24 protein-coding genes and 3 pseudogenes are annotated in these 24843 nt (G+C 58.3%); 10 read left to right on the forward strand and 17 right to left on the reverse strand.

The annotated features are described in order from the left end of the window. Positions 1–6 precede the first annotated feature (6 nt). The 9 genes from T9A_RS11900 to T9A_RS16665 form a co-directional block, all read right to left on the reverse strand. Positions 7–1197, reverse strand: coding sequence for a CpaE/TadZ family protein (locus T9A_RS11900; protein ID WP_035248683.1), 1191 nt, complete (start codon positions 1195–1197; stop codon positions 7–9). Between the two features lie 4 nt (positions 1198–1201). After that, positions 1202–2374 carry a type II and III secretion system protein family protein gene (locus T9A_RS11905; RefSeq protein WP_232222095.1) on the reverse strand — a complete coding sequence of 391 codons (1173 nt, stop codon included), beginning with the start codon at positions 2372–2374 and terminating at the stop codon, positions 1202–1204. Next, positions 2364–3206: a Flp pilus assembly protein CpaB gene (gene cpaB, locus T9A_RS11910; protein ID WP_035248685.1), complete on the reverse strand. Its 843-nt coding sequence runs from the start codon at positions 3204–3206 to the stop codon at positions 2364–2366. The genes T9A_RS11905 and cpaB overlap by 11 nt, the downstream gene beginning before the upstream one ends. Positions 3207–3263: 57 nt before the next feature. Further along, the gene (locus T9A_RS11915; protein WP_035248687.1) at positions 3264–3731 is read right to left on the reverse strand and encodes a TadE/TadG family type IV pilus assembly protein; all 468 of its coding nucleotides are present in this window, start codon (positions 3729–3731) and stop codon (positions 3264–3266) included. An 18-nt stretch (positions 3732–3749) separates the two neighbouring features. After that, a complete protein-coding gene (locus T9A_RS11920) occupies positions 3750–3977 on the reverse strand; it encodes a Flp family type IVb pilin (protein WP_035248689.1) in 228 nt (75 codons plus the stop codon). A 452-nt stretch (positions 3978–4429) separates the two neighbouring features. Continuing rightward, positions 4430–4597, reverse strand: a complete 168-nt coding sequence (rpmG, locus tag T9A_RS11925) for a 50S ribosomal protein L33 (protein ID WP_007151127.1) — start codon at positions 4595–4597, stop codon at positions 4430–4432. A 21-nt stretch (positions 4598–4618) separates the two neighbouring features. Then, positions 4619–4855 (reverse strand): 50S ribosomal protein L28, encoded by a 237-nt coding sequence (gene rpmB, locus T9A_RS11930; RefSeq protein WP_035248690.1) that lies wholly within the window; start codon positions 4853–4855, stop codon positions 4619–4621. 194 nt (positions 4856–5049) lie between these two features. Continuing rightward, positions 5050–5724, reverse strand: coding sequence for a RadC family protein (gene radC, locus T9A_RS11935; protein WP_035248692.1), 675 nt, complete (start codon positions 5722–5724; stop codon positions 5050–5052). After that, positions 5715–6017, reverse strand: a complete 303-nt coding sequence (locus tag T9A_RS16665) for a four helix bundle protein (protein WP_052042915.1) — start codon at positions 6015–6017, stop codon at positions 5715–5717. The genes radC and T9A_RS16665 overlap by 10 nt, the downstream gene beginning before the upstream one ends. Before the next feature lie 118 nt (positions 6018–6135). Here T9A_RS16665 and coaBC point away from each other — a divergent pair, with 118 nt between their 5' ends. From coaBC to slmA, 5 genes are all read left to right on the forward strand, one after another. Beyond that, complete coding sequence (gene coaBC, locus T9A_RS11945; protein WP_035248694.1) at positions 6136–7335, forward strand: bifunctional phosphopantothenoylcysteine decarboxylase/phosphopantothenate--cysteine ligase CoaBC; 1200 nt, start codon at positions 6136–6138, stop codon at positions 7333–7335. An 87-nt stretch (positions 7336–7422) separates the two neighbouring features. Beyond that, entirely contained in the window at positions 7423–7875 is a 453-nt protein-coding gene (gene dut / locus T9A_RS11950) for a dUTP diphosphatase (RefSeq protein WP_035248696.1), read from the forward strand. A gap of 198 nt (positions 7876–8073) precedes the next feature. Then, complete coding sequence (locus tag T9A_RS17370; RefSeq protein ID WP_035248698.1) at positions 8074–10470, forward strand: phosphomannomutase/phosphoglucomutase; 2397 nt, start codon at positions 8074–8076, stop codon at positions 10468–10470. 215 nt (positions 10471–10685) lie between these two features. Then, a complete protein-coding gene (gene argB / locus T9A_RS11960; protein ID WP_035248699.1) occupies positions 10686–11585 on the forward strand; it encodes an acetylglutamate kinase in 900 nt (299 codons plus the stop codon). Between the two features lie 110 nt (positions 11586–11695). Beyond that, positions 11696–12283 (forward strand): nucleoid occlusion factor SlmA, encoded by a 588-nt coding sequence (gene slmA, locus T9A_RS11965; RefSeq protein WP_035248701.1) that lies wholly within the window; start codon positions 11696–11698, stop codon positions 12281–12283. 49 nt (positions 12284–12332) lie between these two features. On the opposite strand, the gene T9A_RS11970 is transcribed toward slmA, so the two are convergent. From T9A_RS11970 to rph, 3 genes are read right to left on the reverse strand one after another with little or no spacing between them, the layout of a single operon-like run. Next, on the reverse strand, positions 12333–12953 hold the full coding sequence (locus T9A_RS11970) for a hypothetical protein (RefSeq protein WP_035248703.1): 621 nt from the start codon (positions 12951–12953) through the stop codon (positions 12333–12335). A 2-nt stretch (positions 12954–12955) separates the two neighbouring features. After that, positions 12956–13618, reverse strand: coding sequence for an orotate phosphoribosyltransferase (pyrE, locus tag T9A_RS11975; protein ID WP_035248706.1), 663 nt, complete (start codon positions 13616–13618; stop codon positions 12956–12958). Positions 13619–13627: 9 nt separating this feature from the next. Next, on the reverse strand, positions 13628–14344 hold the full coding sequence (gene rph / locus T9A_RS11980) for a ribonuclease PH (RefSeq protein WP_035248709.1): 717 nt from the start codon (positions 14342–14344) through the stop codon (positions 13628–13630). A 158-nt stretch (positions 14345–14502) separates the two neighbouring features. Here rph and T9A_RS11985 point away from each other — a divergent pair, with 158 nt between their 5' ends. From T9A_RS11985 to T9A_RS12000, 5 genes and pseudogenes are all read left to right on the forward strand, one after another. Beyond that, complete coding sequence (locus tag T9A_RS11985; RefSeq protein ID WP_232222096.1) at positions 14503–15354, forward strand: YicC/YloC family endoribonuclease; 852 nt, start codon at positions 14503–14505, stop codon at positions 15352–15354. A 292-nt stretch (positions 15355–15646) separates the two neighbouring features. After that, positions 15647–16396: a tyrosine-type recombinase/integrase gene (locus T9A_RS17430; protein WP_232222097.1), complete on the forward strand. Its 750-nt coding sequence runs from the start codon at positions 15647–15649 to the stop codon at positions 16394–16396. A 15-nt stretch (positions 16397–16411) separates the two neighbouring features. Beyond that, positions 16412–16864: pseudogene (locus T9A_RS17435) on the forward strand (tyrosine-type recombinase/integrase); the annotation flags it as partial. A 449-nt stretch (positions 16865–17313) separates the two neighbouring features. Further along, the gene (locus tag T9A_RS11995) at positions 17314–17628 is read left to right on the forward strand and encodes a helix-turn-helix domain-containing protein (protein WP_052042919.1); all 315 of its coding nucleotides are present in this window, start codon (positions 17314–17316) and stop codon (positions 17626–17628) included. A gap of 233 nt (positions 17629–17861) precedes the next feature. Beyond that, positions 17862–18785: an alpha/beta hydrolase gene (locus T9A_RS12000; protein ID WP_035248713.1), complete on the forward strand. Its 924-nt coding sequence runs from the start codon at positions 17862–17864 to the stop codon at positions 18783–18785. A 74-nt stretch (positions 18786–18859) separates the two neighbouring features. Here the strand turns inward: T9A_RS12000 and T9A_RS12005 are convergent, their stop codons facing one another. The 5 genes and pseudogenes from T9A_RS12005 to T9A_RS12020 all read right to left on the reverse strand — a co-directional run bounded on the left by T9A_RS12005 (position 18860) and on the right by T9A_RS12020 (position 24838). Next, complete coding sequence (locus T9A_RS12005) at positions 18860–19747, reverse strand: LysR family transcriptional regulator (protein WP_035248714.1); 888 nt, start codon at positions 19745–19747, stop codon at positions 18860–18862. A 194-nt stretch (positions 19748–19941) separates the two neighbouring features. Then, positions 19942–20103: pseudogene (locus T9A_RS16895) on the reverse strand (integrase core domain-containing protein); the annotation flags it as partial. A 19-nt stretch (positions 20104–20122) separates the two neighbouring features. Continuing rightward, a pseudogene (locus tag T9A_RS12010) lies at positions 20123–20497 on the reverse strand (hypothetical protein); the annotation flags it as partial. A 148-nt stretch (positions 20498–20645) separates the two neighbouring features. Continuing rightward, positions 20646–21827 carry a lipid-transfer protein gene (locus tag T9A_RS12015; protein ID WP_035248717.1) on the reverse strand — a complete coding sequence of 394 codons (1182 nt, stop codon included), beginning with the start codon at positions 21825–21827 and terminating at the stop codon, positions 20646–20648. 23 nt (positions 21828–21850) lie between these two features. Continuing rightward, positions 21851–24838 (reverse strand): peroxisomal multifunctional enzyme type 2, encoded by a 2988-nt coding sequence (locus T9A_RS12020; protein ID WP_052042931.1) that lies wholly within the window; start codon positions 24836–24838, stop codon positions 21851–21853. Positions 24839–24843 lie beyond the last annotated feature (5 nt).

Raw genomic sequence — 24843 nt, forward strand, 5'->3', positions numbered from 1 at the left:
CTCCTGCTATCCGTTGCTACGCAGTCGTTGCCACCAGCTCTCGCCGATACTGTTTTCCTGCTGGGACTCCAGTTTGTTCATCAACGTCTGCAAGCTACGACTGTAACGACAGCGGGAAGATTGCTCCTGAATCGGCAGTCCACTGTTCATGGCCATCAGGCGATGACGCCAGTCCATGGGCAATCCACCCAGCAGGCTCACTCCGGCGGTCTCCGACAGCTCATCCAGCCCCGGTGGCACCTTGCCTTCCATGCCATCCACAACAAGATGAACCTGGCTATCGCGGCCAAGGTGAGAGCGCCATTCATTGCCCAGGGTCCGCACGGCATGGGCCTGGTCCACCAGCGGCTGCATGGTGATCAGCAGATGGCGGGCATGAATACCCAGCGCCCGCACCCAGTGACGGCTCTCCAGAGTGCCCACATTGATCACGATGCGATCGAACATCTGCATCAGGTGGTTGAGCGCGATAAACAGATCTGCGCTGCGATCTCCCTCCAGCTCGCGGCTATCGATACCGCCGGCCAGCAATCGTAGCCCTGGCCGGTACTCTTCCAAAGCGGTGCCGATCAGGGTTTCATCCAGGGTTTCCGGGCTCGCCAACAAGTTCTCCAGGGTGTATTCGTTATGCACATCCAGATAGAAAATACCGCGCTCGGCGGGCTGGGTATCGATGGCCAGGCAGCGCTCATTGGGGAACAGGCGGTTCAACCCCAACGCCACGTTCTGAGCCAGAAAACGGGTGTCCACCGTGGGGCTCGCTGCTGCAACCAGGGTCAGATTATTGGTGGCCGAACGGGCCTGATCATCATAGTGACCGACTCGCAGCAGCTGATGGCGACGCAAGCGATCACGGACATCGCCGGCTTCACTGCCTGCCACAAAACAATCCCGGGCACCGGCGCGCATGGACTGCAGCAGCAATTCCTGATTGGCGCGGGCACAAACGGTAATCACGGTTACCCAGGGGCGAGCACTGGTCAGGGCAGTGATAATCGCCAGTGACTGGTCCATATCCACTTCGGAAATTTCCACCATCACGACATGGGCCGTAGTGGCTTCCAACAACCGCAGCACCCGGGTCAGGTCACTGCGGCTGACCTGCTCCAGACGGAAGGGTTCATCCACCACCCGTTCCAGCCAGGCCTCGATGCCTTCATCGTCAACGACGGAAAGAACAATGTCATGATCACTCATAGCATCACCAGCTCAGGCCGTGACGAATGGGCTGAGAACCACGGCGGCTTTCCGTGGCCATATCCAGCCAGCCCATACTGCTGCTGTGGTAGCCCGCGCCAGGCAGGGTCACCGGAGGTTCGGTGCTTTGCTGTGGCGTCACCAGATGAGGCGTCACCACCATCACCAGCTCCTTGTCACTTTTCTCGATACGCGAAGAACGGAAAAAGGCACCCAGCAGCGGGATATTGCCGATACCCGGCAGTCGATTGCTGTTATTGATAGTGTTGCGGCTGACCAGACCACTAATGATAAAAGTCTCTCCCGGCGCCAGAGACACGGTGGTCTCAGCACGCCGCACCCGCAGGCCCGGCACCGCCACGCCACCGGTTTCCACACCGGCAGAGAAATCCAGTTCGGATACTTCCGGCGCCACCTTGAGAATAATCTGTCCGGCATCAATCACCGTAGGGGTCAGACTCAGGCCAATACCGAATTCCTTGAACTCAATCTGTATCCCGGTGTTATCACTGCGAATCGGAACGGGAAACTCACCGCCTGACAGAAAACTGGCGCTCTGTCCGGACAGGCTGGTCAGAGAGGGCTCTGCCAGGGTGTACGCAAAGCCGCCGGCCTCGAGGGCATTAATGGCCAACACTGAATTGGGGCCAAAGCCGAACAGATTGAAGCCGTCTGAACTCAACGGCGCCGGCACCACTCCCGGCACCTGGAAGCCAGCCCCGGGAGGGGCAATCCCCACGGCAGACTGGCCATCATTAAAGACATTGCTATAGCTCATACCCAGTTGATTGAGCTCGGAACGGCTTACCTCGAGCACGCGGATATCCGTTTGCACCTGAGTACCAAATGGCAATGCGGATCCCAACGTTGTTGCAACTACCACGGTGCTGCGAAGTGGCTTTGACTCGCCACGCAACCATACCGATATCACCGCCGAGCCCTCAGCCTTGGCCGTCAGCAACAGCTCTTCACTGCCGGTCACGGTTAGCGCTGCCACCTTCGGGTCGGAAGTCGCTACCTTGGCCACAGCGGCCGGAAAGTTCAGAACTTTCTGATCTCCAGGCGCAACTCGCATGGTGCCTTGAAGGGTTTCCGCCTGCGCCACCATGGCAAGCGACAGGGATAACCACAGTGCCAGGCAGGTCCCGGCCCCCTTCCACAACCACTTAACGCACATAAGTGCTCCTTGACTCTGATCCCTCATACACTTCCACTTTCTGGCCCGGTGTCGCCCGTGGTGCAGGTGCGCGGGCCGCCGGGAACAGATCCTTGTAATAAACCGGTTTGGCTTTATTTTCTTCGTCGCTGTCGTCAGCAGCCTTGTCTTGGCTGGCCACCACCGCCAATCGCAACGTACCCTCTTCCGAGGCAAGCAACAGTGTCGGCACCTTCTCTTTCGGTACCGCCAGTACCACGGTGTTGTTGCGGCGCTGGGCCTCGCGATCCTGGTCACTGCTAGCCGCAGCCATGGCACCCTTCACGGCAAGCACCTGAAGGCTGCGCAACAACACCATGGCAGCCGGGTTGTCCCGTTCCGATTTGCGAAAAGACACCGCCACATCCACCAGATCGCCAGGTTGTAGCAAACCTCCGGCCATGACCACATCATCCACCCCTACCGCCACGGCGCGGAAGCCGGAGGGCAGAGTGCTGGGCAGGGTGCCACCAGGCTCAAGATGGTTTCGGGAAAGTAGCTCGCCCGGGCGGGCGTATTGACGTAATTCCTTGCCGACCACCTTTTCATCAGCAGTCAGCACATTGGGGATGGGCGCCGGCGAAGATACTACCGCCAGAGCCTCTTCATCCAGGGAGTCACCGATATTGAGACTTTCAGTAACGACCCAATAGCGGTAACTGGGCGTTTCCTGATCGCGCACTTCCTCGCCGGAGGCGTTATCGCGGACTACCAGCGACGGTGCCGGGTCGCGACTTAATCCCACCAGCGCCAGTATCAGCGCAACCAATGCCACCGCCAACGCCGGCAGCATGTAGAGCAGTCTTGATCCCATGTTCTCTCCGGAACATCCCTGTCAAATATTGATTCTTTTGCCGATCCGCATCCTAAATCAAAACGCGGCCCGGGCATCCACATCCAGTTGTGCCGGCAGTGGGGGGAAATCCCCCAGCATGCCAAAACTCAACACCGGCACAATCGGGTTGGTTTGATAGTTGGGGTATACCAGACTGCAGCGAAGCACTTCCACCCCCCCCGCAATGGTTTCCAGCCCACAGGCCGAAGCCGTATTCAGATTATCTCTCAGACTTTCCGGTAACTGCGCCACCAGGCCAGCCAGAGCCGTGTTGGCCCTCTGTGATACCGCTGTGCCGATGTTACTGGCCTGGTTTTCGGACCGGTCCACATACAGCGCCGTTGATACTGCGGTATCCACGGCGGCCTGCATCCGATACTGGGCAAAGAAAGTCAGGCCGTAGACCGCCGCGCCATAGAGCATGGCAATCACAAAAGGGAACAGCATCAGAAACTCCAATGCTACCGCCCCAGTCCATCTCCGGCGAGTCAGCATACTTTGCATCCGAATGGCGATTAAACTCTACGAGCCACCAGCGTTGGAAGCGTCGGTAAACAGATCTGTAAATGCCGTATTAATGGTGGTCTGGACAGTCTCATTCGTTGCCAAAACACCAATAATGATAATCAGTGCCGCAGCCAGCACAATATATTCAAGCGCACTAGCGCCACGCTGGTTACGTGCTCGCCCCGGCAATTGGGTGTACAGGCGGATCATCAACAAACGAAACATATTTTTAAAGGTACTCATAGTGCTCTCCGTTGCACGTTCCTTGATGTGAACATTGCGTAAATTCATATGCGAAAAAGTGAATTACTCATTTAATGCTATGCATCCGTGAAGTGCATCACAACTTTCACTGCGTAGTGTTTTGTTGCGATGTACCGCTTTCTGTAAACGTAGCACCAGAGTACCGGCAGCAGCATGGCAAAAGCCCCATTCGGGCCTGAAAGGTGACGAACGGTGTTTCAAAAGCACAGAATTGCACGTATGCGACAGACAAAGGTTGTGACTTTGTGATATCGATTTGAATATCGGCAAACTATTGCCTCCCCGCAGAAGGAAATTTGCCGCAACCATCCGGCAAAAGGCACCTTAACCAACTTTTTTGACCTTCCCGGCAAGATTTCGGACATAAAAAAACCCGGAACAGAATCCCGGGTTTTTTTATGTCCGTTGCCAGGCAGGCAGGAAGAAAATCGTTACTTGATCTTCGCTTCCTTGTAGGCCACGTGCTTGCGCACGACCGGATCATACTTCTTGGTTTCCATCTTTTCAGGATGGAGACGCTTGTTCTTGGTGGTAGTGTAGAAGTGCCCCGTGCCAGCAGAGGACACCAGGCGGATTTTTTCACGAATAGGACCGGCCATGGGTTAGCTCCTTAATTAGCCTTAAACACGCTCGCCGCGAGAACGGATATCAGCCAGCACGGCATCAATCCCTTTCTTGTCGATAATACGCATGCCCTTGGAGGTCACACGCAGGCGCACAAAGCGCTTCTCGGACTCAACCCAGAAACGATGGTGGTGCAGATTCGGCTCGAAACGACGCTTGGTCTTGATGTTCGAGTGAGAAACTCTGTTGCCCGTTACAGGGCGCTTACCGGTCACCTGGCAAACCTTGGACATTGTCTTGCTCCGTAAATCTTCTTGCGGGGGGACGGTAGAGCCCCGGAAAAGGCGCGTTTTATACCAATCCGCCGGTCAAGTTTCAAGCTAAATCTTGGATATTCGACCGGAAGGGCCAGGATTCAGGGACTTACCTCCGCCTTGCCAAGACCTGGCAGGGCGAAAATACCCCGCAGAGAATCTTCGCAACGCCACTATAAGGCCCCTCTCGAGGCCAGCGACACCCAGCCACCTTCACCGATCACCAGATGATCCAGCACCCGAATCTCCATCAGCCCCAGCGCCTCCACCAGCCGCCGGGTGATGGCATGGTCGGACTGGCTGGGTTCCGCCACACCGGAGGGGTGATTGTGAGCCAGAATCACTGCCGCCGCATTGTGCTCCATGGCCCGGCGCACCACCTCCCGCGGATACACCGCTGCCGCATCGATAGTGCCCTGAAACAACTGCTCAAAGGCAATCAGCCGATGCTTGTTGTCCAGAAACAGGCAGGCAAACACCTCGTAAGGCAACCCGCGCAGGCGAGCAGTGAGTAACTGCCCGGCCTTGTCCGGATTATCCAGCGGCAAGCCCCGCTCCAGAGGTTCAGCCAGATAACGCCGCCCCAGCTCCAGGGCCGCCAGCAACAAAGCCCGCCGGGCAGTGCCCATGCCCGGCAGACGGGCCATACGCTCCGGCCCGGCATCCAGCAAGGCGCGCAGCCCGCCCCCTGCCAACAACTGTGTTCTGGCCAGATCCACCGCTGTCATACCCTGCTGCCCGGTGCGCAAGAAAATCGCCAGCAGCTCCGCATCACTCAGTGATTCCGCCCCTCTTGCCAGCAACTTTTCCCTGGGCCGCTCATCCGTCGGCCAGTCAGTTATCGCCACAGGAACGCTCCACACGGCATGGAACCACGCAACATGGAATAATCAGACATCACGCCGCCTCCAGCTTTCTCAGCACGCCCATAGCCCTGGGCGATATTGGACGGTATTCCCAGCGCCGCTTTTTGCATCTGGCCAGCCAGCCCAGAGCGTTTTTCTCTCGGCCACCACTTGGTCATCCCATATACCGCTTCGGCCAATTCCACCGCTCCCAGCCAAACTCGCAAATTTCTATAGCGCCGATTCTCTCTCTCCACCTTTTCGCCCCTGATCTTTTCCGTGTTGCGTGCTTGCATGCTGCGTGCCGCGCCTCTTTTACAGTGCTACCCTATGCGCCTCGATTAATAGCATTCCGGGGGCAGCATCGGCAGACGAGATTTGCCATGATTGCCGTCAGCCAATAAGGGTTCTCGCATGCATCGTCTGGTGAACAAACGCATCCTTCTGGGAGTCACGGGCGGGATTGCCGCTTATAAAGCCGCCGATCTGGTTCGTCGCCTGCAGGATGTGGGTGCCCAGGTGCGGGTGGTGATGACCCAGGGAGCCTGCGAATTCATTACCCCATTGACCATGCAGGCCCTGTCCGGGCATCCGGTCCATACCACCTTGCTGGACCCCAACGCGGAAGCCGCCATGGGCCATATCGAGCTGGCCCGATGGGCGGATCTGGTACTGATTGCCCCGGCCTCAGCCAACTTCATGGCGCGTCTCGCTCATGGCCATGGCAACGATCTGCTCGCCACCCTCTGCCTGGCCACCGGCGCCCCCATCGCCATCGCTCCGGCCATGAATCAGCAGATGTGGGCGGACACCAGCACCCAGAAAAACCTGCTGATCCTGCAGGAAAAGGGCATCAAGGTATTCGGCCCCGGCAGCGGCAGCCAGGCCTGCGGCGAAATCGGCGCAGGGCGGATGCTTGAGCCGCTGGAGATCCTCCAGCATGCCGCCGAGGTATTCGATTACCAGCTACTCACCGGCAAACATGTGGTGATTACCGCCGGCCCTACCCGCGAGGCCATCGACCCGGTGCGCTATATCACCAACAAGAGTTCCGGGAAAATGGGCTTCGCCCTGGCCGAGGCCGCCGCCGAAGCCGGTGCGCGGGTCACCCTGATCGCCGGGCCGGTCAATCTGCCGACCCCGTCGCGGGTAGACCGGGTGGACGTGAGCCGGGCGGTGGACATGTTCGATGCCTGCATGAAAACCGTGGACGAGGGCTGTGATGTGTTCATTGCCACTGCCGCCGTGGCCGACTACCGCCCCACCGTCACCGCCGACCACAAGATCAAAAAATCCACCGAGGAAATTCACCTCACCCTGGTGAAAAACCCGGACATCGTGGCGTCGGTGGCAGAACACGACAAACGCCCCTTCACTGTGGGCTTCGCCGCTGAAACCCGGGATGTGGTGGCCTACGCCCAGGCCAAACTGGTGAACAAGAAACTGGATATGATCGCCACCAATGATGTGTCCGGCAGCAACGTGGGCTTCAACAGCGACAACAACGCCCTCACCGTCATCTGGCCCGGTGGCCACAAGGTGTTGCCGCTGGCCTCCAAGGCCCAGATTGCCAAACAACTGATCGAACTGATTGCGATACGGTATAAAGATTAATAACGCCTGACGCCTGACGCCAGATGCCAGACGCTCAGCGCGTCCGGCGTTCAGCGTCAGGTGTCCGGCCAATCAGGAACTGATTCCATGAAACTGCAATACCGCGTTCTCGACACCCGACTGGGCGACGCAATTCCACTGCCCCATTACGCCACCGACGGCTCCGCCGGCCTGGACCTGCGTGCCATGGTCAAAGAACCACTGACACTGGCACCGGGGCAGACCGAATTACTGCCCACCGGCATGGCCATCCACATCAGCGATCCCGGCTATGCGGGCATGATCCTGCCGCGCTCCGGACTGGGCCACAAACACGGCATAGTGCTGGGCAATCTGGTGGGGCTGATTGATTCTGACTACCAGGGCGAGCTGATGGTGTCCTGCTGGAACCGGGGCAACCAGCCATTCACCGTGGAACCCGGCGAGCGAATCGCCCAGCTGGTGATCGTACCGGTGATGCAGGTGCAACTGGAACAGGTGGAGACTTTCACCAACACTGAGCGGGGCAGCGGCGGTTTCGGCCACAGCGGCCGTCACTGAGCCTAACCTGAAGCCATGACTTCAGCGCGGATGGATGGCATAAAAATTTGTTGTCACAGCGAGCTTTCTGAAGAAGTCTCGTATCAGAGAGTACGATTGACTGAAGACTTTTCTTCAGAAAAAACGGGTCTGTGGCGGCAAAGGCTTGTGTCAGACGCCGCGCCGCCATCACGGATTCAGGTCTAATCCGGAGGGGATATGGGGAACAACAAGAAGAACAATAAAGGCGCCGACGTCAGCGTATTCAAGCCACTGGCGCCCCTGCTGATTGCCGCCCTGGCGGCCATCCTGGTGGCCGGCAGTGCAACCTGGTTTTACCAGACGAGGGTGGCAGACGCGGCACAACAACAGCAAGCCGCCACGCAGCTTGCTCAGTCCATCGCCAACCTGGCCCAGAGCCATATCAAGGCACACCAGCAGCAGCTGGCATTGCTGGCCACCCGTAACGATATCGACCAGGCACTATCCACTGACACCGTCGCCAACTTCAACGCCCATCATCACCAATGGCTGCCGGATGCCAGCCTGCGCCTGGTGCCACGCCGTGGCGCGAACACCGACGATTTCAGCTATACCGCACAGCAACTGCTCAAGGAAGTGCGTCTGGGCCAGTCACCGGGCCCGGCCATCATCGCCGGCCAGCCCCCCACCCTGATTCTGGTGAAAGCCACCCGCACCCAGAGTGGCGCCCTGCTACTACAAGTGCCTCTGAGCGTATTGGCAAAAAGCCTGCAAGACCTGGCGCCCGCCGGTAGCCAACTGCAGGTAACATTCGCTGGCAGCAACCTCTTCAGCCAGCCCGACAACAATAATGGCACCCGTGTCGACGCCACTTCTGGCCAGGTGCTTGTCCAACTGACGCTGCCCCCCACCGACAGCAATCTGCTGATGATCAGCACCATCGTTGTAGCCCTGGGCATCGTGTTGTTATTACTCGGCACCTTGTTGGTCAACCGCTTGCTGGCCCGGTTTCTCAAGCAAGACTGCGCCGAACTGATTCGTTACTGCGATGAACTGGCGCGCCAGCCCGGCGTCAGCGCCCGCAATCACTTCCATTTTCCGCTTTTCAGCACCGTCAACGACGCCCAGGCACGCATGGCAACCAAGCTTCGTGAGCGGGGCGGCCCACACCGCTCTGCTGTCAAAAAACAGTCGGAAGACCTGGTCGTGGTGGAAGAAAATGACGACAGCATTCTGCTGATGGACGAGAAACAAGGCGAGACCCTCCCGGACAGCATCTTTCGTGCCTACGACATCCGTGGCGTGGCCGGCGACACACTCACCGCCCAGGGTGTGTATCTGCTCGGCCGCGCCATCGGCACCGAAGCTGGCGACGCCGGCCAGCAAAGCGTACTGGTGGCCCGGGACGGGCGCCTGTCCAGCCCGGAGCTGAGTCGCTCTCTGATCAAGGGCCTGCTGGAATCCGGTCGTGATGTCATCAATCTGGGGCTGGTGCCCACCCCGGTGCTCTACTACGCCACCGAAGTGCTGGAAACCCGTAGCGGCGTCATGCTCACCGGCAGCCACAATCCGACCAGCCACAACGGCCTGAAGATCGTTATCAATGGCGACACTCTCTACGGCGAACGCATCACTGCCTTGCAGGAACGCATCCGCAACAAGGCCTTCAGTGAAGGCAAGGGCCGCGAGGAGGAACGCGATATCGCCGATCGTTATCTGGACGATATTCTCAGCGATATCGTGCTGGCACGATCCCTCAGAGTCGCCATAGACTGCGGTAACGGCGCTGGCGGCGAACTGGCGCCACGCCTTTTCCAGCAACTTGGCTGTGAAGTAACCTCTTTATACACCGATATCGACGGCAACTTCCCCAATCACGCCCCCGACCCGGGCAATCCGGACAACCTGGCCGACCTGATCCGCATCGTGCAAGAGGAAAATCTGGATCTTGGCCTGGCCTTTGATGGCGACGCTGACCGGGTTGCAGTGGTCACCAACAGCGGCGAAATCATCTGGCCCGACCGCCTGTTGATGCTGTTCGCCAAGGATCTGCTGGGGCGCAGCCCGGGCGCAGACATTCTCTTTGACGTAAAATGCAGCCGGGCTCTGCCGGCCATTATCCGCAAGAACGGTGGCCGCCCGATGATGTACAAGACCGGGCATTCACTAATCAAGGCCAAAATGAAAGAGTGCGGTGCGCCACTGGCCGGCGAGATCAGTGGCCACATCTTCTTCGCCGACCGCTGGTTCGGCTGCGATGACGGCCTGTACGCCGGCGCTCGTCTGCTGGAAATCCTCTCACTGCAGGATGACAGCGCCGGGCAGGTGTTCGACGGCCTGAAAACCGGTCTCACCACCCCGGCCCTCTACATCGATGTGAGCGAAGAAAACAAGTTTGCCCTTGTGGACGCCCTTGCCGCTCGCGCCGAACAATTCGCTGGCGGCCGGCCCACTACCATCGATGGTTTGCGGGTGGACTTCCCGGACGGCTGGGGCCTGGTGCGCGCCTCAAACACCACGCCGTCGTTGGTGGCCCGCTTCGAAGGCCGCGACGAGGAAGCCCTGGAAAGGGTCAAGGAACAGTTCCGCAAGCACCTTCAGGCCGTGGACGACAGCCTGGAATTGCCATTTTGAGTTAGAATCAAGCAGTCGAGGAGTTGAAAGTTCAAAGTGCAAAGTTGAAAAGCGTGGGCAAGGCATTTTGTATTCGGCAAGGTCGCACCCGCGTTCGCGCCAAGGATGAAGCGCGGAGCAAAATATTTTCGGTTAGCGTGGTGCCATCTTCACGTTTCAACTTTGAACTTTAAACTTTCAACTCCCCGGCTAACGCTAATACCCTAGGAGATCCAATGGACACCAACAGTGCCCACGACACTGCCCGGATTCTGATCGAGGCGCTGCCCTACATTCAGCGCTTTTCCGGTGCCACCGTGGTGATCAAGTACGGCGGCAACGCCATGGAAAACGACGAGCTGAAAAACAGCTTCGCTCGCGACGTGGTGATGCTGAAACAGGTTGGCCTCAACCCGGTGATCGTTCACGGCGGCGGCCCACAGATCGGCAGCCTGCTGGAACGCCTGGGCAAGGAATCCAAGTTTGTTCAGGGCATGCGCGTCACTGATCAGGAAACCATGGACGTGGTGCAGATGGTGCTCGGCGGCCTGGTCAACAAGGACATCGTCAACCTGATCCAGCACAACGGCGGCCAGGCCATCGGTCTCACCGGCAAGGACGGACGCCTGATCAAGGCCCGCAAGATGCTGCTCAAGGCACAGGACAAAAACGACCCGGCCCTGCAGACGTCGGAAATTATCGACATCGGCCATGTGGGCGAAGTGCAGGGTATTGATACCACCATCATCGACCTGATTGCCGGCAGTGACTTTATTCCGGTAATCGCCCCCATCGGCGTGGATAAAGATGGCGTTAGCTACAATATCAATGCGGATCTGGTGGCCGGCAAAATGGCCGAGGTGTTGCGCGCCGAAAAATTGATCCTGCTCACCAATGTGGCGGGCCTGAAAGATAAACAGGGTAAAGTACTCACCGGCCTTAGCGCCGAACGGGTCGATGAACTAATCAAGGACGGCACCATCCACGGCGGCATGCTGCCCAAGATCGGCTGCGCCCTGGAAGCGGTAAAAAACGGCGTACACACCGCTCACATCATCGATGGGCGGGTATCCCACGCGGTGCTGCTGGAAATCCTTACCGATCAGGGGATCGGGACCCTGATCAGCAAGGACTGAGACTGTAGGAACCATGCTCGCATGGCGAACATGGCAATGCCCTTCAGGACTTCGCCATGCAAGCATAGCTCCTACGAAGGCTGACAATATAACAACGGGAACGACGCTACATGACCGAAAAAAAACCGTCGCGCAAAGAGCAGATTCTGCAGTCGCTCGCCCATATGCTGGAAGCCGGCCCCGGGGGACGTATCACCACCGCCGGCCTGGCTCGGGAAGTGGGAGTTTCAGAGGCGGCGCTGTACCGGCATTTTCCCAGCAAGGCGAAGATGTTCGAGGGGCTGATCGAGTTTATTGAAGAGGCGATCTTCTCCCGCATTAATCGCATTACCGAAGAAGGAAATGCCACTGGCCAGGTGGAACAGATCCTGACCCTGATGCTGGCTTTTACCGAGCGCAACCCGGGGATTACCAGGCTGCTCACCGGTGATGCCCTGACCGGCGAGAATGAACGACTGCACCAGCGCATCCAGCAGTTCTATGATCGGGTGGAAAGCCAGCTCAAGCAGGTACTGCGCGACGCAGAGCTGAAGGAAGGGCTGCGCACCCGGACCACCCCCACCATTACTGCCAACCTGTTGCTGGCAGTGGTTGAGGGCCGTATTGCCCAATTCGTTCGCTCAGGCTTCAAAGCCCGTCCCAGCCAGGACTGGCAGACGCAGTGGGAATTGCTGATCCCAACCCTGTTCCGGGAATAGTCCTGTAGCCGCCAGCCTGCAGGCAGGCGGCTACAGCAAAGGGGCAAGGTTAACGTTCTGTCTTCTCGATTTCCTTCAGTCGCTGGATAATAGGCGCATATTCCTTTTTCGCCGCGTCGATATCGGTTTCGAACTCCACCAGCTTTTCTTCTGTCAGCTCAATCTGGCGCTTCAGGCGCTCAATGGCCTCCTGAACGCCATCCGGCACATCGCGACCGGCTCGCTCATTCCGGGCCGCTACTGCAATCTCGTCATCAAGCTTCATCTGTAGCTGGGCCAGGCTGTTTTCTTCATAGCTGATGCTAAGCTCCAGGGCATCGATCTTGCGATCCATGGCACGTACCGCATCTTCCGGCCCCGCATACAGGCGCACGAGCTCCTTGTCTTCACGGGCCTGACGAGCCCGCTGCAGACGAACCTCCCGGGCCTCTTCGTCATTCAGATTAACGCCGTCCACATCTTCCAGGACCCGCCCGTGCTGATCCAGCAGCTGATAACCGCTACGCATGGCGTCAGTGGTCAGAGTACGGTTCAGGTGAACCACTCCATCGGCAGTCACATGCCGAAAATAGGCCCCGTCCGGCATGCGCTCACTGGCGCGTTGTCCAAATCGCGCAGCCAGTGTTGGCGCCGACAGAATCAACACCAGAATCAGAGCAATACATCTCATTATTATTCCACTCCATAACGCTCCCGGTACTGCCGCATACGGTACACCATGGGCTCGCTATCCGGTTGCTGTTCCAGCCAGTGGATAATATCGTTCATCGCCACGATACTGCCCACCGGCACCCCCAACGATTGCTCCACTTCCTGAATCGCCGACAGCCCCCTCCCTGCTTCGGAAGGCTCCTTGCCGCATTCCTGACGATCCAGTGCCACCATGACCCCCGCCATGGTGGCATCGGTCTTCTCGAACAGCGCCGCCACTTCACGGATCGCAGTACCCGCAGTGATCACATCATCAATTACCAGCACCCGGCCCTGTAAGGGCGCCCCTACCAGCCAGCCGCCTTCGCCATGATCCTTGGCTTCCTTGCGGTTGAAGGCCCAGGGCAAATCGCGACCATGGTGTTCGGCCAGCGCCACCGCCACCGCTGCCACCAGTGGAATGCCTTTATAGGCCGGCCCGAACAGCATATCGAATTCCTGCCCGGAGGCGACGATGGCGTCCGCATAATAGCGACCCAGCCGCGCCAGGGCCTCACCGGTATTGAAGGTGCCCGCGTTGAAGAAGTACGGGCTCTTGCGACCGGACTTGAGGGTGAATTCGCCGAATTTCAGCGCTTCACGCTCCTGGGCAAAACGCAGAAAATGCTTCTTGTAGTTCTTCATTGTCTGTCCTTACCAGCCCAGCACCTGCTGTTGGGCCTGAATGATTTCACCAATGCCCTTTTCCGCCAGCCCCAGCAGAGTGTCGGACTGTTCGCGGGTAAAGGGAGCCCCTTCGGCAGAGCCCTGGATTTCGATAAAGCCGCCTTGCTGAGTCATGACCACGTTCATGTCGGTACCAGCATTGGAATCTTCGGCATAGTCCAGATCCAGCACCGGCTCGTCCTTGTAGACCCCCACGGATACTGCGCCGACCAGACCGGTGAGCGGGTCATCCTTGATCTTCTTGGTTTCCAGCAAATGGGAAAAGGCATCCACCAGGGCCACGCAGGCACCGGAAATGGATGCGGTGCGGGTGCCGCCATCAGCCTGCAGTACATCACAATCCAGGAAGATGGTGCGCTCACCCAGCTTTTTCATATCTACGGCAGCACGCAGGGAACGACCGATCAGACGCTGGATTTCAAGGGTACGGCCACCCTGCTTGCCCCGGGAAGCCTCGCGACCGGAGCGGGTGTGGGTGGAACGGGGCAGCATGCCGTACTCGGCAGTGATCCAGCCCTGGCCCTTGCCCTTCAGAAAGCGCGGCACACCTTCCTCTACGGACGCGGTACACAGCACCTTGGTATCCCCGAAAGCGACCAGCACACTGCCCTCGGCGTGAACGGTGTAGTTGCGGGTGAAGCTCAGTTCACGCAGCTGATCGTGGGCTCGGCCGGAAGGACGCATGGAAACTCCTGAAGTGTCTTGAATGCAAAAGGGCCGCCATTGTAGCAAAGGCAGGGGCGGTTATGCCTGCCTGGTGGGTCATTAGGCCCGATGGGCCCTCGTGGTCTAGACTAAGGGGCCTTTCCAACAGCTGTTTCGAGGTTCACATGATCTGCAGTATGACCGCTTTCGCCCGCGCCGACCGTCATCTGGAAGGCTACAGCCTGGTCTGGGAGATCAAAGCCGTGAATCATCGCTACCTCGAGGTGAGCCCGCGTCTGCCCGATGCCTTGCGCGCCCTGGAAAACGGCGTGCGCGAGAAATGCCGCAAGGCGCTGGCCCGGGGCAAGGTGGAAGTGACCCTGCGCTACCAGCAGGACGATAGCGAGGTCTCCCTGGAGCTCAACGAAGAACTGGTGAAGCAACTTTCCGAGGTATCCCGTCGAGTCGGCGACCTGGTCCAGCATCCAGGTCAGGTCAACCCCATGGAAATCCTGCGCCACCCTGGCGTACTCAGCACCCGCAAGCTGGATGTGGAACTGCTGCAGAACGAATCCCAGTCCCTGCTGGATGAAGCCCTCGATGCCCTTATCGACACCCGCCGCCGGGAAGGCGAGCAACTGGGCCAGCTGATTGTCGACCGGCTGGATGGCATCGGCACCCAGATCGATATCGTCAAAGCCGCCATCCCCCGCATCAAGGAAGCCCAGCGCGAACGCCTGCGTACCCGCATTCAGGATGTGATCGAGTCCCCGGACCCGGACCGGCTGGAGCAGGAGCTGGTGATGCTGGCCCAGAAAATGGACGTGGACGAAGAGCTGGATCGCCTGGTTACCCACGTCAGCGAAGTGCGCCGCATTCTCAAGAAAGGCGGCCACATCGGCCGCCGCCTGGATTTCCTGATGCAGGAACTCAACCGCGAAGCCAACACCCTGGCAAGTAAATCCGTGGACAGCGAGACCACCGCGGCAGCGGTGGAACTGAAAGTGCTGATCGAGCAGATGCGGGAACAGATCCAGAATATCGAGTAAAATCCAGGTAAGTCCATAATCGTATTTAATACGTTGTTTTTAAAGAATTAAATTCGAAACTCAATCCATGGAAATCCACTGCCATCCACCACTATCCAGACAAAAGTGGTGGGCAAAATGGTGGGCAAAAACGTGACTTTTCCCTCCCTGACACCTATATTGACCTGAAATGGTGGGCAGCCATCAAGAGACTGCCTGCATACCATTGATAACAGAGAATTTTTCTCTTTAATCAACAAAAAAAAAGTGGTGGGCAGCCTGTTTTTATAGGCTCAAACGCCACAAGGTCAAAATGAGCAAACTCAGCGCCACTCAGATCAAGTCCCTGGCAAAGCAGGCCCCCAAGAAGCATACCGATGGTGGCGGCCTCTATTTCTGCGTGCGCAAGTCAGGCACGCCCTACTGGATGCTGCGCTACAGCGCCCAAGGCAAGCGCCACGAGATTACCTTGGGCCAATACCCCCAGATGTCCCTGGGTGACGCCCGGGAAGCCGCTGTGCTGACCAAGCAAGGCATCCGAACGGGCACCGACCCAATCCAGGAAAGGGCCAAAGTTGTCCAGCCCGACATCCGCACCGTCAAAGACCTCTTCCAGGACTGGCATGAGACCGATCTGTCCCGGCGCCTGAAACACCCCAACATCCCCAAGCGCATCTACCAGAAAGAAATCCACCCGGTGATCGGCCTCTACCCGATTGCCGACGTCACCCCAAGGGATATCCGGGCAGTCCTGCAGCGCGTTCAGCGCAGCAACCGCCCCACCATCGCCAATGACACCCTGATGTACATGAAGCAGCTGTTTCGTCATGGCATCAAACTGGACCTGTGCCAGAACAACCCGGCCAGTCCCTTCACCGTCAGCGACGCCGGCGGCGTCGAAGCCAGCCGGGAGCGCACCCTGACGCTGGAAGAAATCGAACATTCCTTTGGGGTCTTCCGGGAGCACATCAGCAGCTTTGGTCGAGACAACTATCGGGCCTGCTGCTTGTTCCTGGTGCTAGGCGTGAGAAAAAGCGAGCTATGCGAGGCCCGCTGGGAATAATTCGACCTCGAGGCCGGAATCTGGGATCTCTCCAAAGAGCGCAGCAAGACTGGCGCATCGATCACCATCCCTCTGCCAACCCAAGCCATTGAGTGGCTAAAGGTACAGCAAGGCCATGCCTGCGGCTCCCCCTATGTGTTCCCTGCCAGGCGCGCCAGCAAACGCCCCCACATGGGCCCTGACACCCTGAACCGCGCCATTTCCAAGCTATTTGGCCGAGAGGCTGGCCGGAAGGTGCAGCCACCCAACAAAATGGACGACTTGGAACACTTCACCATCCACGACCTGCGACGCACCTTCCGCAGCCTCGCAGCTGCGGAAGGTGTGCCGAGCCATGTGGCGGAGAGGTGTTTGAATCACAAGCTGAAGGGGGTTGAGGGGATTTATGATCGGTATGATTATTTTGAGGAGCGAAAAATAGCTCACCAGCGAGTAGCCAACGCCATAGAAGCCTTAATACACCTATGATGTACAGGTGTGTTTAGGCTGTATTTATTGACTATCGACAACCATAAGCCAAGACCCTGAACTACAACCTATACAAAGAATCGGGATTTTGATGGACTCGCTTGGACACCTCTGGACAATCAGCAGCCTGCATCACACAACAGCAAATGTGGCCACGAATCGCTGTCCTGCTACCCTGCGCCGCCCAATGGCTTATGCATAATCTTTTAACCTGATCCAGCTCCCTAGCGCCACAGGTTGTCGCTTCTGCCTCGGATTCATTTTTGCCAGCCAGGTTGTTTAGTCAATCTATAACCGCTCAAGATACTGGCCGCTTGCGAAAAGATGGCGCCGCTTATACGCAGGGAAATTTGTTGGAGCCTGTTGTGCTCGCCGCTGGGGGGGGGCGGCGGCGTTACACCAAATCGGCAGAAAGACAGCGACATCACTCGCATCGGTCGGGTCACGACTTGGATGCATGCGAATTATCAAAAGTCTTTCAAAGTCGGGGAGCTGACCGCTATGCCGAATATAAGCCCCGCGTTTTTCATCGGCATTTCAAGACCATCAGCCAGCTAACCCAGGTGCAGTTCCAGGAGCGGGTGCGTTTGCAGGAAGCCTGGCGGCTGCTATTCAGCGAGCAGGACGTGGCCAGCGTTGATTACCTGGTCGGTTATGAAAGCCCGTCCCAGTTCAGCCGCGACTACCACAAGCTTTTTGGTGCTCCGTCAGATCGAGACAAGGCGATGATGCGGTCTAGTTTGGCGATTGAGAGTGGGGTTTAGGTGCTCGTAGACATGGAGCTGGCCTACCCCCCTTTGGGGTACGAAATAAGAGATCTGGGAAGATATTGCATCATGCAGTAAAGCGCAGTGTCGAAAATGTAGTACTGCCTTAATTCATTGGCTAAGCTAATAACCCCTTCCTTAAATTGCCATCTAATCAGAACAATCCCCGCTTGCTACCGTGAATCCCATAGTCACTGACCAACCTAATGGATTCACAAGAGGGTAAGACCATGAAAGCTGTGAGCTTCAAGAACCGTAATGTCGATGTGGCCGCCAATCTGTACTTCCCGGAAGGCTTTGATGCGTCCCGGCAGTACCCCACGATTATCTGTGCGCACCCGATCAGTAGCTGCAAGGAGCAGACCTCCGGTGCGATCTATGCCGCCCGGCTGGCGAAAATGGGGTATGTGACGCTGGCGTTTGATGCGTCCTTCCAGGGGGAAAGTGGTGGCGAGCCCCGTTTTCTGGAAGACCCGGCGACCCGGGTGGAGGACTTCCGCTGTGCGGTGGACTATCTGGTGACCCAGGATTTTGTGGATGAGAGCCGCATCGGGGTGCTGGGTATTTGTGGCGGTGGCGGTTATGCCGTGCATGCGGCCATGACGGAGCGTCGTATCAAGGCGGTGGGCACGGTGGTGGCGGCCAACTATGGGCGGCTGATGCGCGAGGGGGATATGTCCCCGAATGCAGCGATCCAGACCCTGGAGGCCATTGGCCAGCAGCGTACCGCCGAGGCCCGTGGGGCGGAGCCGCTGATCACCGGCTATATTCCCAACTCGAAAGACGAGTGTGAGCAGGCAGGCATTACCGATATTGATGTGGTGGAAGCGGTGGATTACTACACCACGCCGCGCGGGCAGCAGCCGGGTTCCCCCAACAAGCTGCGTTTCTCAGGGCTGGCACCGGCAGTGGCCTTCGATGCGTTCCATCTGGCTGAGCATCTGCTGACCCAGCCGCTGCAAGTCATCATCGGCAGCAAGACCGGGGCCTTCGGTTCTCACCGGGATGGCTACGAGCTGTATGGCCGTGCGGCGTCGAAAAACAAGGATCTGCTGGTGGTCGATGGTGCCAGCCATTATGACCTGTACGATCAGCCGCAAGCGGTGGATCAGGCGTTGGCAAAACTGCAGCAGTTTTATCAGGATCACTTGTAACACATCGCGACAGCATCAAGGGCGGCCAGGTTGGTCGCCCTTTTTTATATTCGGTCGATTGGTTTCGAGAGCTCTCAGGTAAGGCGCAAGGCATCAACCACCATGGCAAAGGCAGTGGAGGCCTTGCGGCGGCTGGTGTAATAGAGGTGATAGCCGGGAAAGGTGTGGCTATAGCGATCCAGCACGGAGATCAGGCTGCCGTCGTCCAGTCCCGGCTGGGCCAGGGCTTCTGGAAGGTAGGCCAGGCCCATGCCGTCTTTGGCCGCTTGCAGCACTTGCAGGATGCTGTTGAATACCAGTTGTCCTTCCGTGTGGGTTTTCACTTCTTTCTTGCGTACCTGAAACAGCCAGGGGAAAACGCCGCCCTGGGTGGGCAGGCGCAGGTTGATGGCGTTGTGTGCCACCAGGTCCTGGGGTTTTTGCGGTGGCGTGTGTCGGTTGAAGTAGTCCGGTGAGCCCACCACGACCATGCGGATCGGCGGGCAGATCGGTACTGCAATCATGTCCTTGGCAATCAGTCCGGCGCGGCGTACCCCGGCATCGAATCGTTCCTTGGCAATATCCACCAGTCCATAGTCCACGCTTAGTTCCACCTTGATATCCGGGTGGTCACGCAGCAGGGGCTGCAGGGCTGGCCACAGCACGGTGGAGACGGCAAATTCATCGGCGGTGATGCGTACGGTGCCGGCGGGTTTGCCCTTGAGCGAGTGCAGCTCCGCCAGCCCGGCGTCGATATCGTCCAGCGCCGGCCCTACCAGTTCCAGCAGCCGGTCGCCGGCTTCCGTGGTGGTGACGCTGCGGGTGGTGCGGTTGAGCAGCTTCAGGTCCAGCCGCTCCTCCAGGTTACGCAGGGTCTGACTGAGGGCGGACTGGGACACACCCAGCCCGGCGGCGGCGCGGGTAAAGCTCTGTTCCCGAGCCACGGCCATAAAGGCGATCAGGTCGTTCAGGTTCTCTTTCATGACTAATTAGCTGCGCTAATGGCTGATTCGGTATTGATCATGAAAGCATGAAGCGCGGAGGGGTGCCAGATTTAGTGATTCATGCGTGTCACCGACGTCTATCACGGAAAGCAGAATCGTTCTACGGGCTCACTGAGGAAGCAATCCATGAAGGTGTAATCCACCCATTTTTCATCGCTCGTTTGAGTATAGAGTCACTGTAGCAATCGGGCCGGAGGCACTCCGCCAATGGCCGAATTGGGCCATCCGTTATTGTATTGCCACCGCCACTGTGTGGTTAATAGCTGGGCATGGGCAACGCAGGTGAACTCGTGGAGATCCAGCCACTCGCGCCATGTCGTTCGATTAAATCGTTGTCCCCGTTTCCACAAAACCTCAGGCCTGCATCTTCTTCAACAGTGCCTCACACACCGTCTGATTCATATAGCGCGGTACCGCATAAATGAAATGCGCTTCCTGCAATGCAGCCCTGGCAATGTCGGGAACATCTTCGCTGCGCAATGCGTCCAGCTTCTCGGGAATGCCAAGCTCCTGTTTCAGTTCGCGGACACGTTTGATGAATTTTCCTGCCAGCGCTTCATCGGTTTCACCGCCCTGCTCCAGGCCGCTGACGCGGGCCAGTTCGGCCAGGCGCTCAATGCAGGCGGGGGCGGAATATTCGAGTACGTGAGGCAGCACAATGGCATTCGCCAGGCCATGGGGCGTGTGATAGTGGGCGCCGAAGTTGTGGGCAATGCCGTGGGCGTAGCCAAGACCGGCGCGGTGAGAAGCTGGCCTTTACTACCTTGCTTTTACTTTTTGTCGTTACCGCATTCATCCCGGACCTCCTTAACAGGGAAGCCGGCCTGCGAACCGGCAGGCCGGCACCCTGTATGTGACAGTTCAGTCTTTACGGTACTCAGTCATTGCGATACATGGTTACCACACAGGCACCACCCAGACCGAGGTTATGCTGCAAGGCCACCCGTGCACCGTCTACCTGACGCTTGTCCGCCTGACCGCGCAACTGCCACACCAGCTCAGTACATTGCGCCAGCCCGGTGGCGCCCAACGGATGGCCCTTGGACAGCAGGCCACCGGATGGATTGGTCACATACTTGCCGCCATAGGTGTTGTCACCATCCCAGATGAATTGCTCCGCACCGCCTTCCGGGCACAGACCCAGGCCTTCATAAGTGAGCAGCTCATTGGCGGTAAAACAGTCATGCAACTCGACCACATTGATGTCTTGCGGACCAATGCCGGCCTGCTCGTACACACTCTCTGCAGCCGCGCGTGTCATGTCGTAGCCGACCATCTTGATCATGGATTTTTCGTCAAAGCTGCTGGCGAAATCCGTGGTCATGGCCTGGGCGGCGATATACACCGGATTCTCAATGCCATGCTTTTTCGCGAACTCGTCCGAGCACAGGATCGCCGCACCGGCACCACAGGTGGGAGGACAGCACTGGAAGCGGGTGAGCGGATCAAACACCTCGTCGGACGCCATGATTTCTTCCAGCGACAGCACCTGGTTGAACAGCGCGTAGGGGTTGTTGGCGGCATGGCGGCGCGCCTTCTCGGCGATCTTGCCGAAGGTTTCCCGTTTGGTGCCGTGCTGCCACCGGTACTCGCGGCCCGCGCCACCGAACATCTGTGCCGCCGGCGGCGCCTGGTTGAAACCCTGCGCATCCATCATCACCTGCGCATGCTGACTCATGGGGTTTTCGCGATCATTGAACTTGGAGCCCAGCGCCCCGCGTTCCATTTTCTCGAAACCGAGCGCAATCACACATTCGGCCAAGCCGCCCTCGATGGCCTGGCGGGCCAGGAACAGGGCCGACGACCCGGTGGAGCAGTTGTTGTTCACATTGACCACAGGAATACCGGTCAATCCCAGCTCATACACGGCGCGCTGACCACAAGTGGAATCGCCGTAGACATAACCGCAGAACGCCTGCTCCACATCGCTGTACTGGATGCCGGCATCCTTCATGGCGGCGAGGCCTGCAGCCTTTGCCATCACATGGTAATCATCGCTGGCACCGGGCTTGGCAAACTTGGTCATCCCGACACCGATTACATTCACTCTACGTTTCATTGTCGTTTCTCCGAATTCGGGTGTTACAGGATTTGTTCGAGTTTGCGTACCAGCGACAGATCACCGTCCACGCGCATGTCGCCTTTCTGGTACAAGGCCCGCAAGGCCACCTTGCCGGTAATCAGATCGGCCAGCTTGCCGTCGTCCAGTGTCATCACCGCCACGGCGTCTTTTTCGCCGCTGGAGACAGCAGGCGACGAATCGGACAGGTCGATAAACCAGGTACTGTCAGGGCGTTGTACCTTGATCTGCAATACACCGCCCTGCCCGCCGATGGCCGACAGTTTTTCCGCCAGCTGCTGCAGCACTTTTTCCGCCTGCGGTTCCTTCTGCTTTTTCGGTGGCGCGGCGGCGGTGTCCGGCTGGCCGGAGGCCAGTCTCTTGTCCCGCGCCTGTTCCACCAGCTTCGGGTCCATGTCCTGCAATACGGTGAGCTTGTTGGAGGCCATCACATTGCCACCGATCTTCAGCTCGCCACCGAAGAACAGTTTCTGCACGGCAGCAAGGTCACCGCCAAACAGTGTCGGTGCATGCCTGGTATCCAGTTCCAGCGTCACATCCGCCTTGTCCAGCTGGCCCGGACCGGCAGAACCCGGCGCGTTCTTCAAATCGATAAAGAAATCCTGATCCGGGTTGCTGAACGCAAACTGGAAGCTGGTGCCGGTCTTCTCGATCAGGTCCGGGTTATCGGCAATGAAGTGGCCGATGGCACTGAACACATCCGCCATGGTCGGTTCCTGCGATTCGGCCGGTGCTGCGGCAACCTGTGAACCACCACCGGCAGCCACACGCTTGTCGCGTTCCTGTTCGGCCAGTTTCGGGTCCATGTCCTGCAACACGGTCAACTTGTTGGAGGCCATCACGTTGCCGGAGATTTTCAGCTCACCACCGAAGAACAGTTTCTGCACGGCAGCGAGATCGCCACCAAACACGGTGGAAAGGTGCTCGCTGTCCAGTGCCAGGGTCACGTCCGGTTTGTCAATCGTGCCCGGCCCTGCCGCGCCCGGTGCATTTTTCAGGTCAATAAAGAACTGCTGATCCGGATTGCTGAACTCGAACAGGAAACTGGTGCCGGTCTGGTCGACCAGTTCCGGCTTCTGCTCGATGTAGGTCGCCACTGCCGCGAACACATCGTCGGGCGTCACCGCCTGCTCCACCTGTGGTGCAGACACTTCCTCGGCGGACACCCGCTCCGGCACCGGCGCTTCTGCCGGAATCTCCGAGAACAACTCGATGGCGGCATTCTTCAGCACCACCTCGTTACGCTCTTTCACCCAGGTTTCGAAGATGATGCGGTTATCGGATTCCTTCCACATGCGTGTTTCCAGGGTTTCACCCGGGAACACCGTCTTGGCAAAGCGCACCTTGATGCTCTTGAAGTAACGGCCATCGTTATTGCTGAACGCCTTGATCACATGGCGGCCCGCGTAACCAAAGGTACAAAGCCCGTGCAGGATCGGTTTGTCATAGCCAAAGGCCTTGGCAAACGCCGGGTCCGCATGCAGCGGGTTCCAGTCACCGCACAGGCGGTACAGCAATGTCTGGTTGGCGTCGGTTTTTTCCTCGATCACCGCATCCGGTTCGCGGGCGGGCGGCACATTGATCTCGCCGGAATCGCCACGCTCACCGCCCCAGCCACCGGCACCTTTCACGAACGAGGTCATCTCGTTGTAGGCCACCTCGTTACCGTTCTCGTCGGTGGAAGTAATGGCGAAGGTGACGACTGCGTTCGGGTCCTTGTCCAGCGCCTTCTTGAATTTGAAGGTGTGTTTCAGCTTGGCATGCGGCGGCAGTGGCCGCTTGATCTCGGTGTACTGCTCACCATGCAGTAAGCGGTCAAAACCAAAGTTCATCCCCGGCAAGGTCAGCGCACCTTCCTTCGCCGCTTTCAGCATCGCGCCGATCTGCGGCATGACGCCATAGGTGGGCAACGCCTGGAAATTGCCGCCCAGCTCGTAGACGAATTTCAGTTCATCTTTATCGAGCGGGTCACGGGCGGCGCCAACACTCAGCGCGTACAGCGACAAATCATTTTCATCATAGGCCGATTCCAGCTCGACGCTTTCCTTGCTGGCCACATCCAGATCGATGAATTCGTTGCCACCCAAAGACGGATTATTGATGTTGTCGAGGATCGGCGAGAAGGATTCGTTGACGTTGGAGGGATGGTTCGCATCCGTAAAATCGGTGATCTTGTCCCAGCGACGGGCCACGTCATCAACGCTGAAGGCCTTGCCGAGCGGGAAGTTGTTGCCCTGGGTGCGCTCCCAGCGCAACTTACTGATGTAGCCGGCACCCACTTCGAAGATGCCCTTGGTCTCTTCGCAGTCTTCATGACACAACCAGGCCACCAGCGGACTGACCGCTTCCGGCTTCAGGTTTTCCAGCAGGTTCGGCGGCATGATGGTTTCTGTCAGCCGTGAAGCGGCGATCGGCGCAATGGTATTCACATGAATGTTCTTGCTGCGCCCTTCCTCGGCCAGACAGTTGGCCAGCCCGGCCAAACCAAGCTTGGCGGCACAGTAGTTGGCCTGGCCGAAGTTGCCGTACAGGCCCGCCGCCGAGGTGGTCATGATGATGCGGCCATAGCCCTTCTCGCGCATGATCGGCCAGGCCGCATGGGTGACGCTCATGGAGCCTTCAAGGTGGACTTTCAGCACCAGGTCCCAGTCCTTCTTCGTCATCTTGGCGAAGCTCACATCACGGAGGATGCCGGCATTGTTGATCACGATATCCACGGTGCCGAAGTGATCCAGCGCGGTCTGCACTATCGACTCGCCGTTTTCCACCGAGTCATAGTTGGCAACCGCTTCTCCCCCCATGGCCCGGATCTCTTCCACCACCTTGTCTGCGGCGGACGATGACTTGCCGTCACCGTGGGCACTACCACCCAGATCGTTAACCACCACCTTGCAGCCGCGCTCGGCCAGGGTCAGTGCATGCTGGCGGCCCAACCCGCCCCCGGCACCGGTAACGATGGCCACACGATCATCAAAACGACGTTCTGCCATGATGC

Source organism: Alcanivorax jadensis T9 (assembly GCF_000756655.1).
Classification (GTDB): Bacteria; Pseudomonadota; Gammaproteobacteria; order Pseudomonadales; family Alcanivoracaceae; genus Alcanivorax; species Alcanivorax jadensis.

Bases quoted from the DNA above. Each gene is read 5' to 3' on its own strand.
- T9A_RS11900 (WP_035248683.1), bottom strand. From the start codon at position 1,197: ATGAGTGATCATGACATTGTTCTTTCCGTCGTTGACGATGAAGGCATC.
- T9A_RS11905 (WP_232222095.1), bottom strand. From the start codon at position 2,374: ATGTGCGTTAAGTGGTTGTGGAAGGGGGCCGGGACCTGCCTGGCACTG.
- cpaB (WP_035248685.1), bottom strand. From the start codon at position 3,206: ATGGGATCAAGACTGCTCTACATGCTGCCGGCGTTGGCGGTGGCATTG.
- T9A_RS11915 (WP_035248687.1), bottom strand. From the start codon at position 3,731: ATGCAAAGTATGCTGACTCGCCGGAGATGGACTGGGGCGGTAGCATTG.
- T9A_RS11920 (WP_035248689.1), bottom strand. From the start codon at position 3,977: ATGAGTACCTTTAAAAATATGTTTCGTTTGTTGATGATCCGCCTGTAC.
- rpmG (WP_007151127.1), bottom strand. From the start codon at position 4,597: ATGGCCGGTCCTATTCGTGAAAAAATCCGCCTGGTGTCCTCTGCTGGC.
- rpmB (WP_035248690.1), bottom strand. From the start codon at position 4,855: ATGTCCAAGGTTTGCCAGGTGACCGGTAAGCGCCCTGTAACGGGCAAC.
- T9A_RS16665 (WP_052042915.1), bottom strand. From the start codon at position 6,017: ATGCAAGCACGCAACACGGAAAAGATCAGGGGCGAAAAGGTGGAGAGA.
- coaBC (WP_035248694.1), top strand. From the start codon at position 6,136: ATGCATCGTCTGGTGAACAAACGCATCCTTCTGGGAGTCACGGGCGGG.
- dut (WP_035248696.1), top strand. From the start codon at position 7,423: ATGAAACTGCAATACCGCGTTCTCGACACCCGACTGGGCGACGCAATT.
- T9A_RS17370 (WP_035248698.1), top strand. From the start codon at position 8,074: ATGGGGAACAACAAGAAGAACAATAAAGGCGCCGACGTCAGCGTATTC.
- argB (WP_035248699.1), top strand. From the start codon at position 10,686: ATGGACACCAACAGTGCCCACGACACTGCCCGGATTCTGATCGAGGCG.
- slmA (WP_035248701.1), top strand. From the start codon at position 11,696: ATGACCGAAAAAAAACCGTCGCGCAAAGAGCAGATTCTGCAGTCGCTC.
- T9A_RS11970 (WP_035248703.1), bottom strand. From the start codon at position 12,953: ATGAGATGTATTGCTCTGATTCTGGTGTTGATTCTGTCGGCGCCAACA.
- pyrE (WP_035248706.1), bottom strand. From the start codon at position 13,618: ATGAAGAACTACAAGAAGCATTTTCTGCGTTTTGCCCAGGAGCGTGAA.
- rph (WP_035248709.1), bottom strand. From the start codon at position 14,344: ATGCGTCCTTCCGGCCGAGCCCACGATCAGCTGCGTGAACTGAGCTTC.
- T9A_RS11985 (WP_232222096.1), top strand. From the start codon at position 14,503: ATGACCGCTTTCGCCCGCGCCGACCGTCATCTGGAAGGCTACAGCCTG.
- T9A_RS17430 (WP_232222097.1), top strand. From the start codon at position 15,647: ATGAGCAAACTCAGCGCCACTCAGATCAAGTCCCTGGCAAAGCAGGCC.
- T9A_RS12000 (WP_035248713.1), top strand. From the start codon at position 17,862: ATGAAAGCTGTGAGCTTCAAGAACCGTAATGTCGATGTGGCCGCCAAT.
- T9A_RS12005 (WP_035248714.1), bottom strand. From the start codon at position 19,747: ATGAAAGAGAACCTGAACGACCTGATCGCCTTTATGGCCGTGGCTCGG.
- T9A_RS12015 (WP_035248717.1), bottom strand. From the start codon at position 21,827: ATGAAACGTAGAGTGAATGTAATCGGTGTCGGGATGACCAAGTTTGCC.
- T9A_RS12020 (WP_052042931.1), bottom strand. From the start codon at position 24,838: ATGGCAGAACGTCGTTTTGATGATCGTGTGGCCATCGTTACCGGTGCC.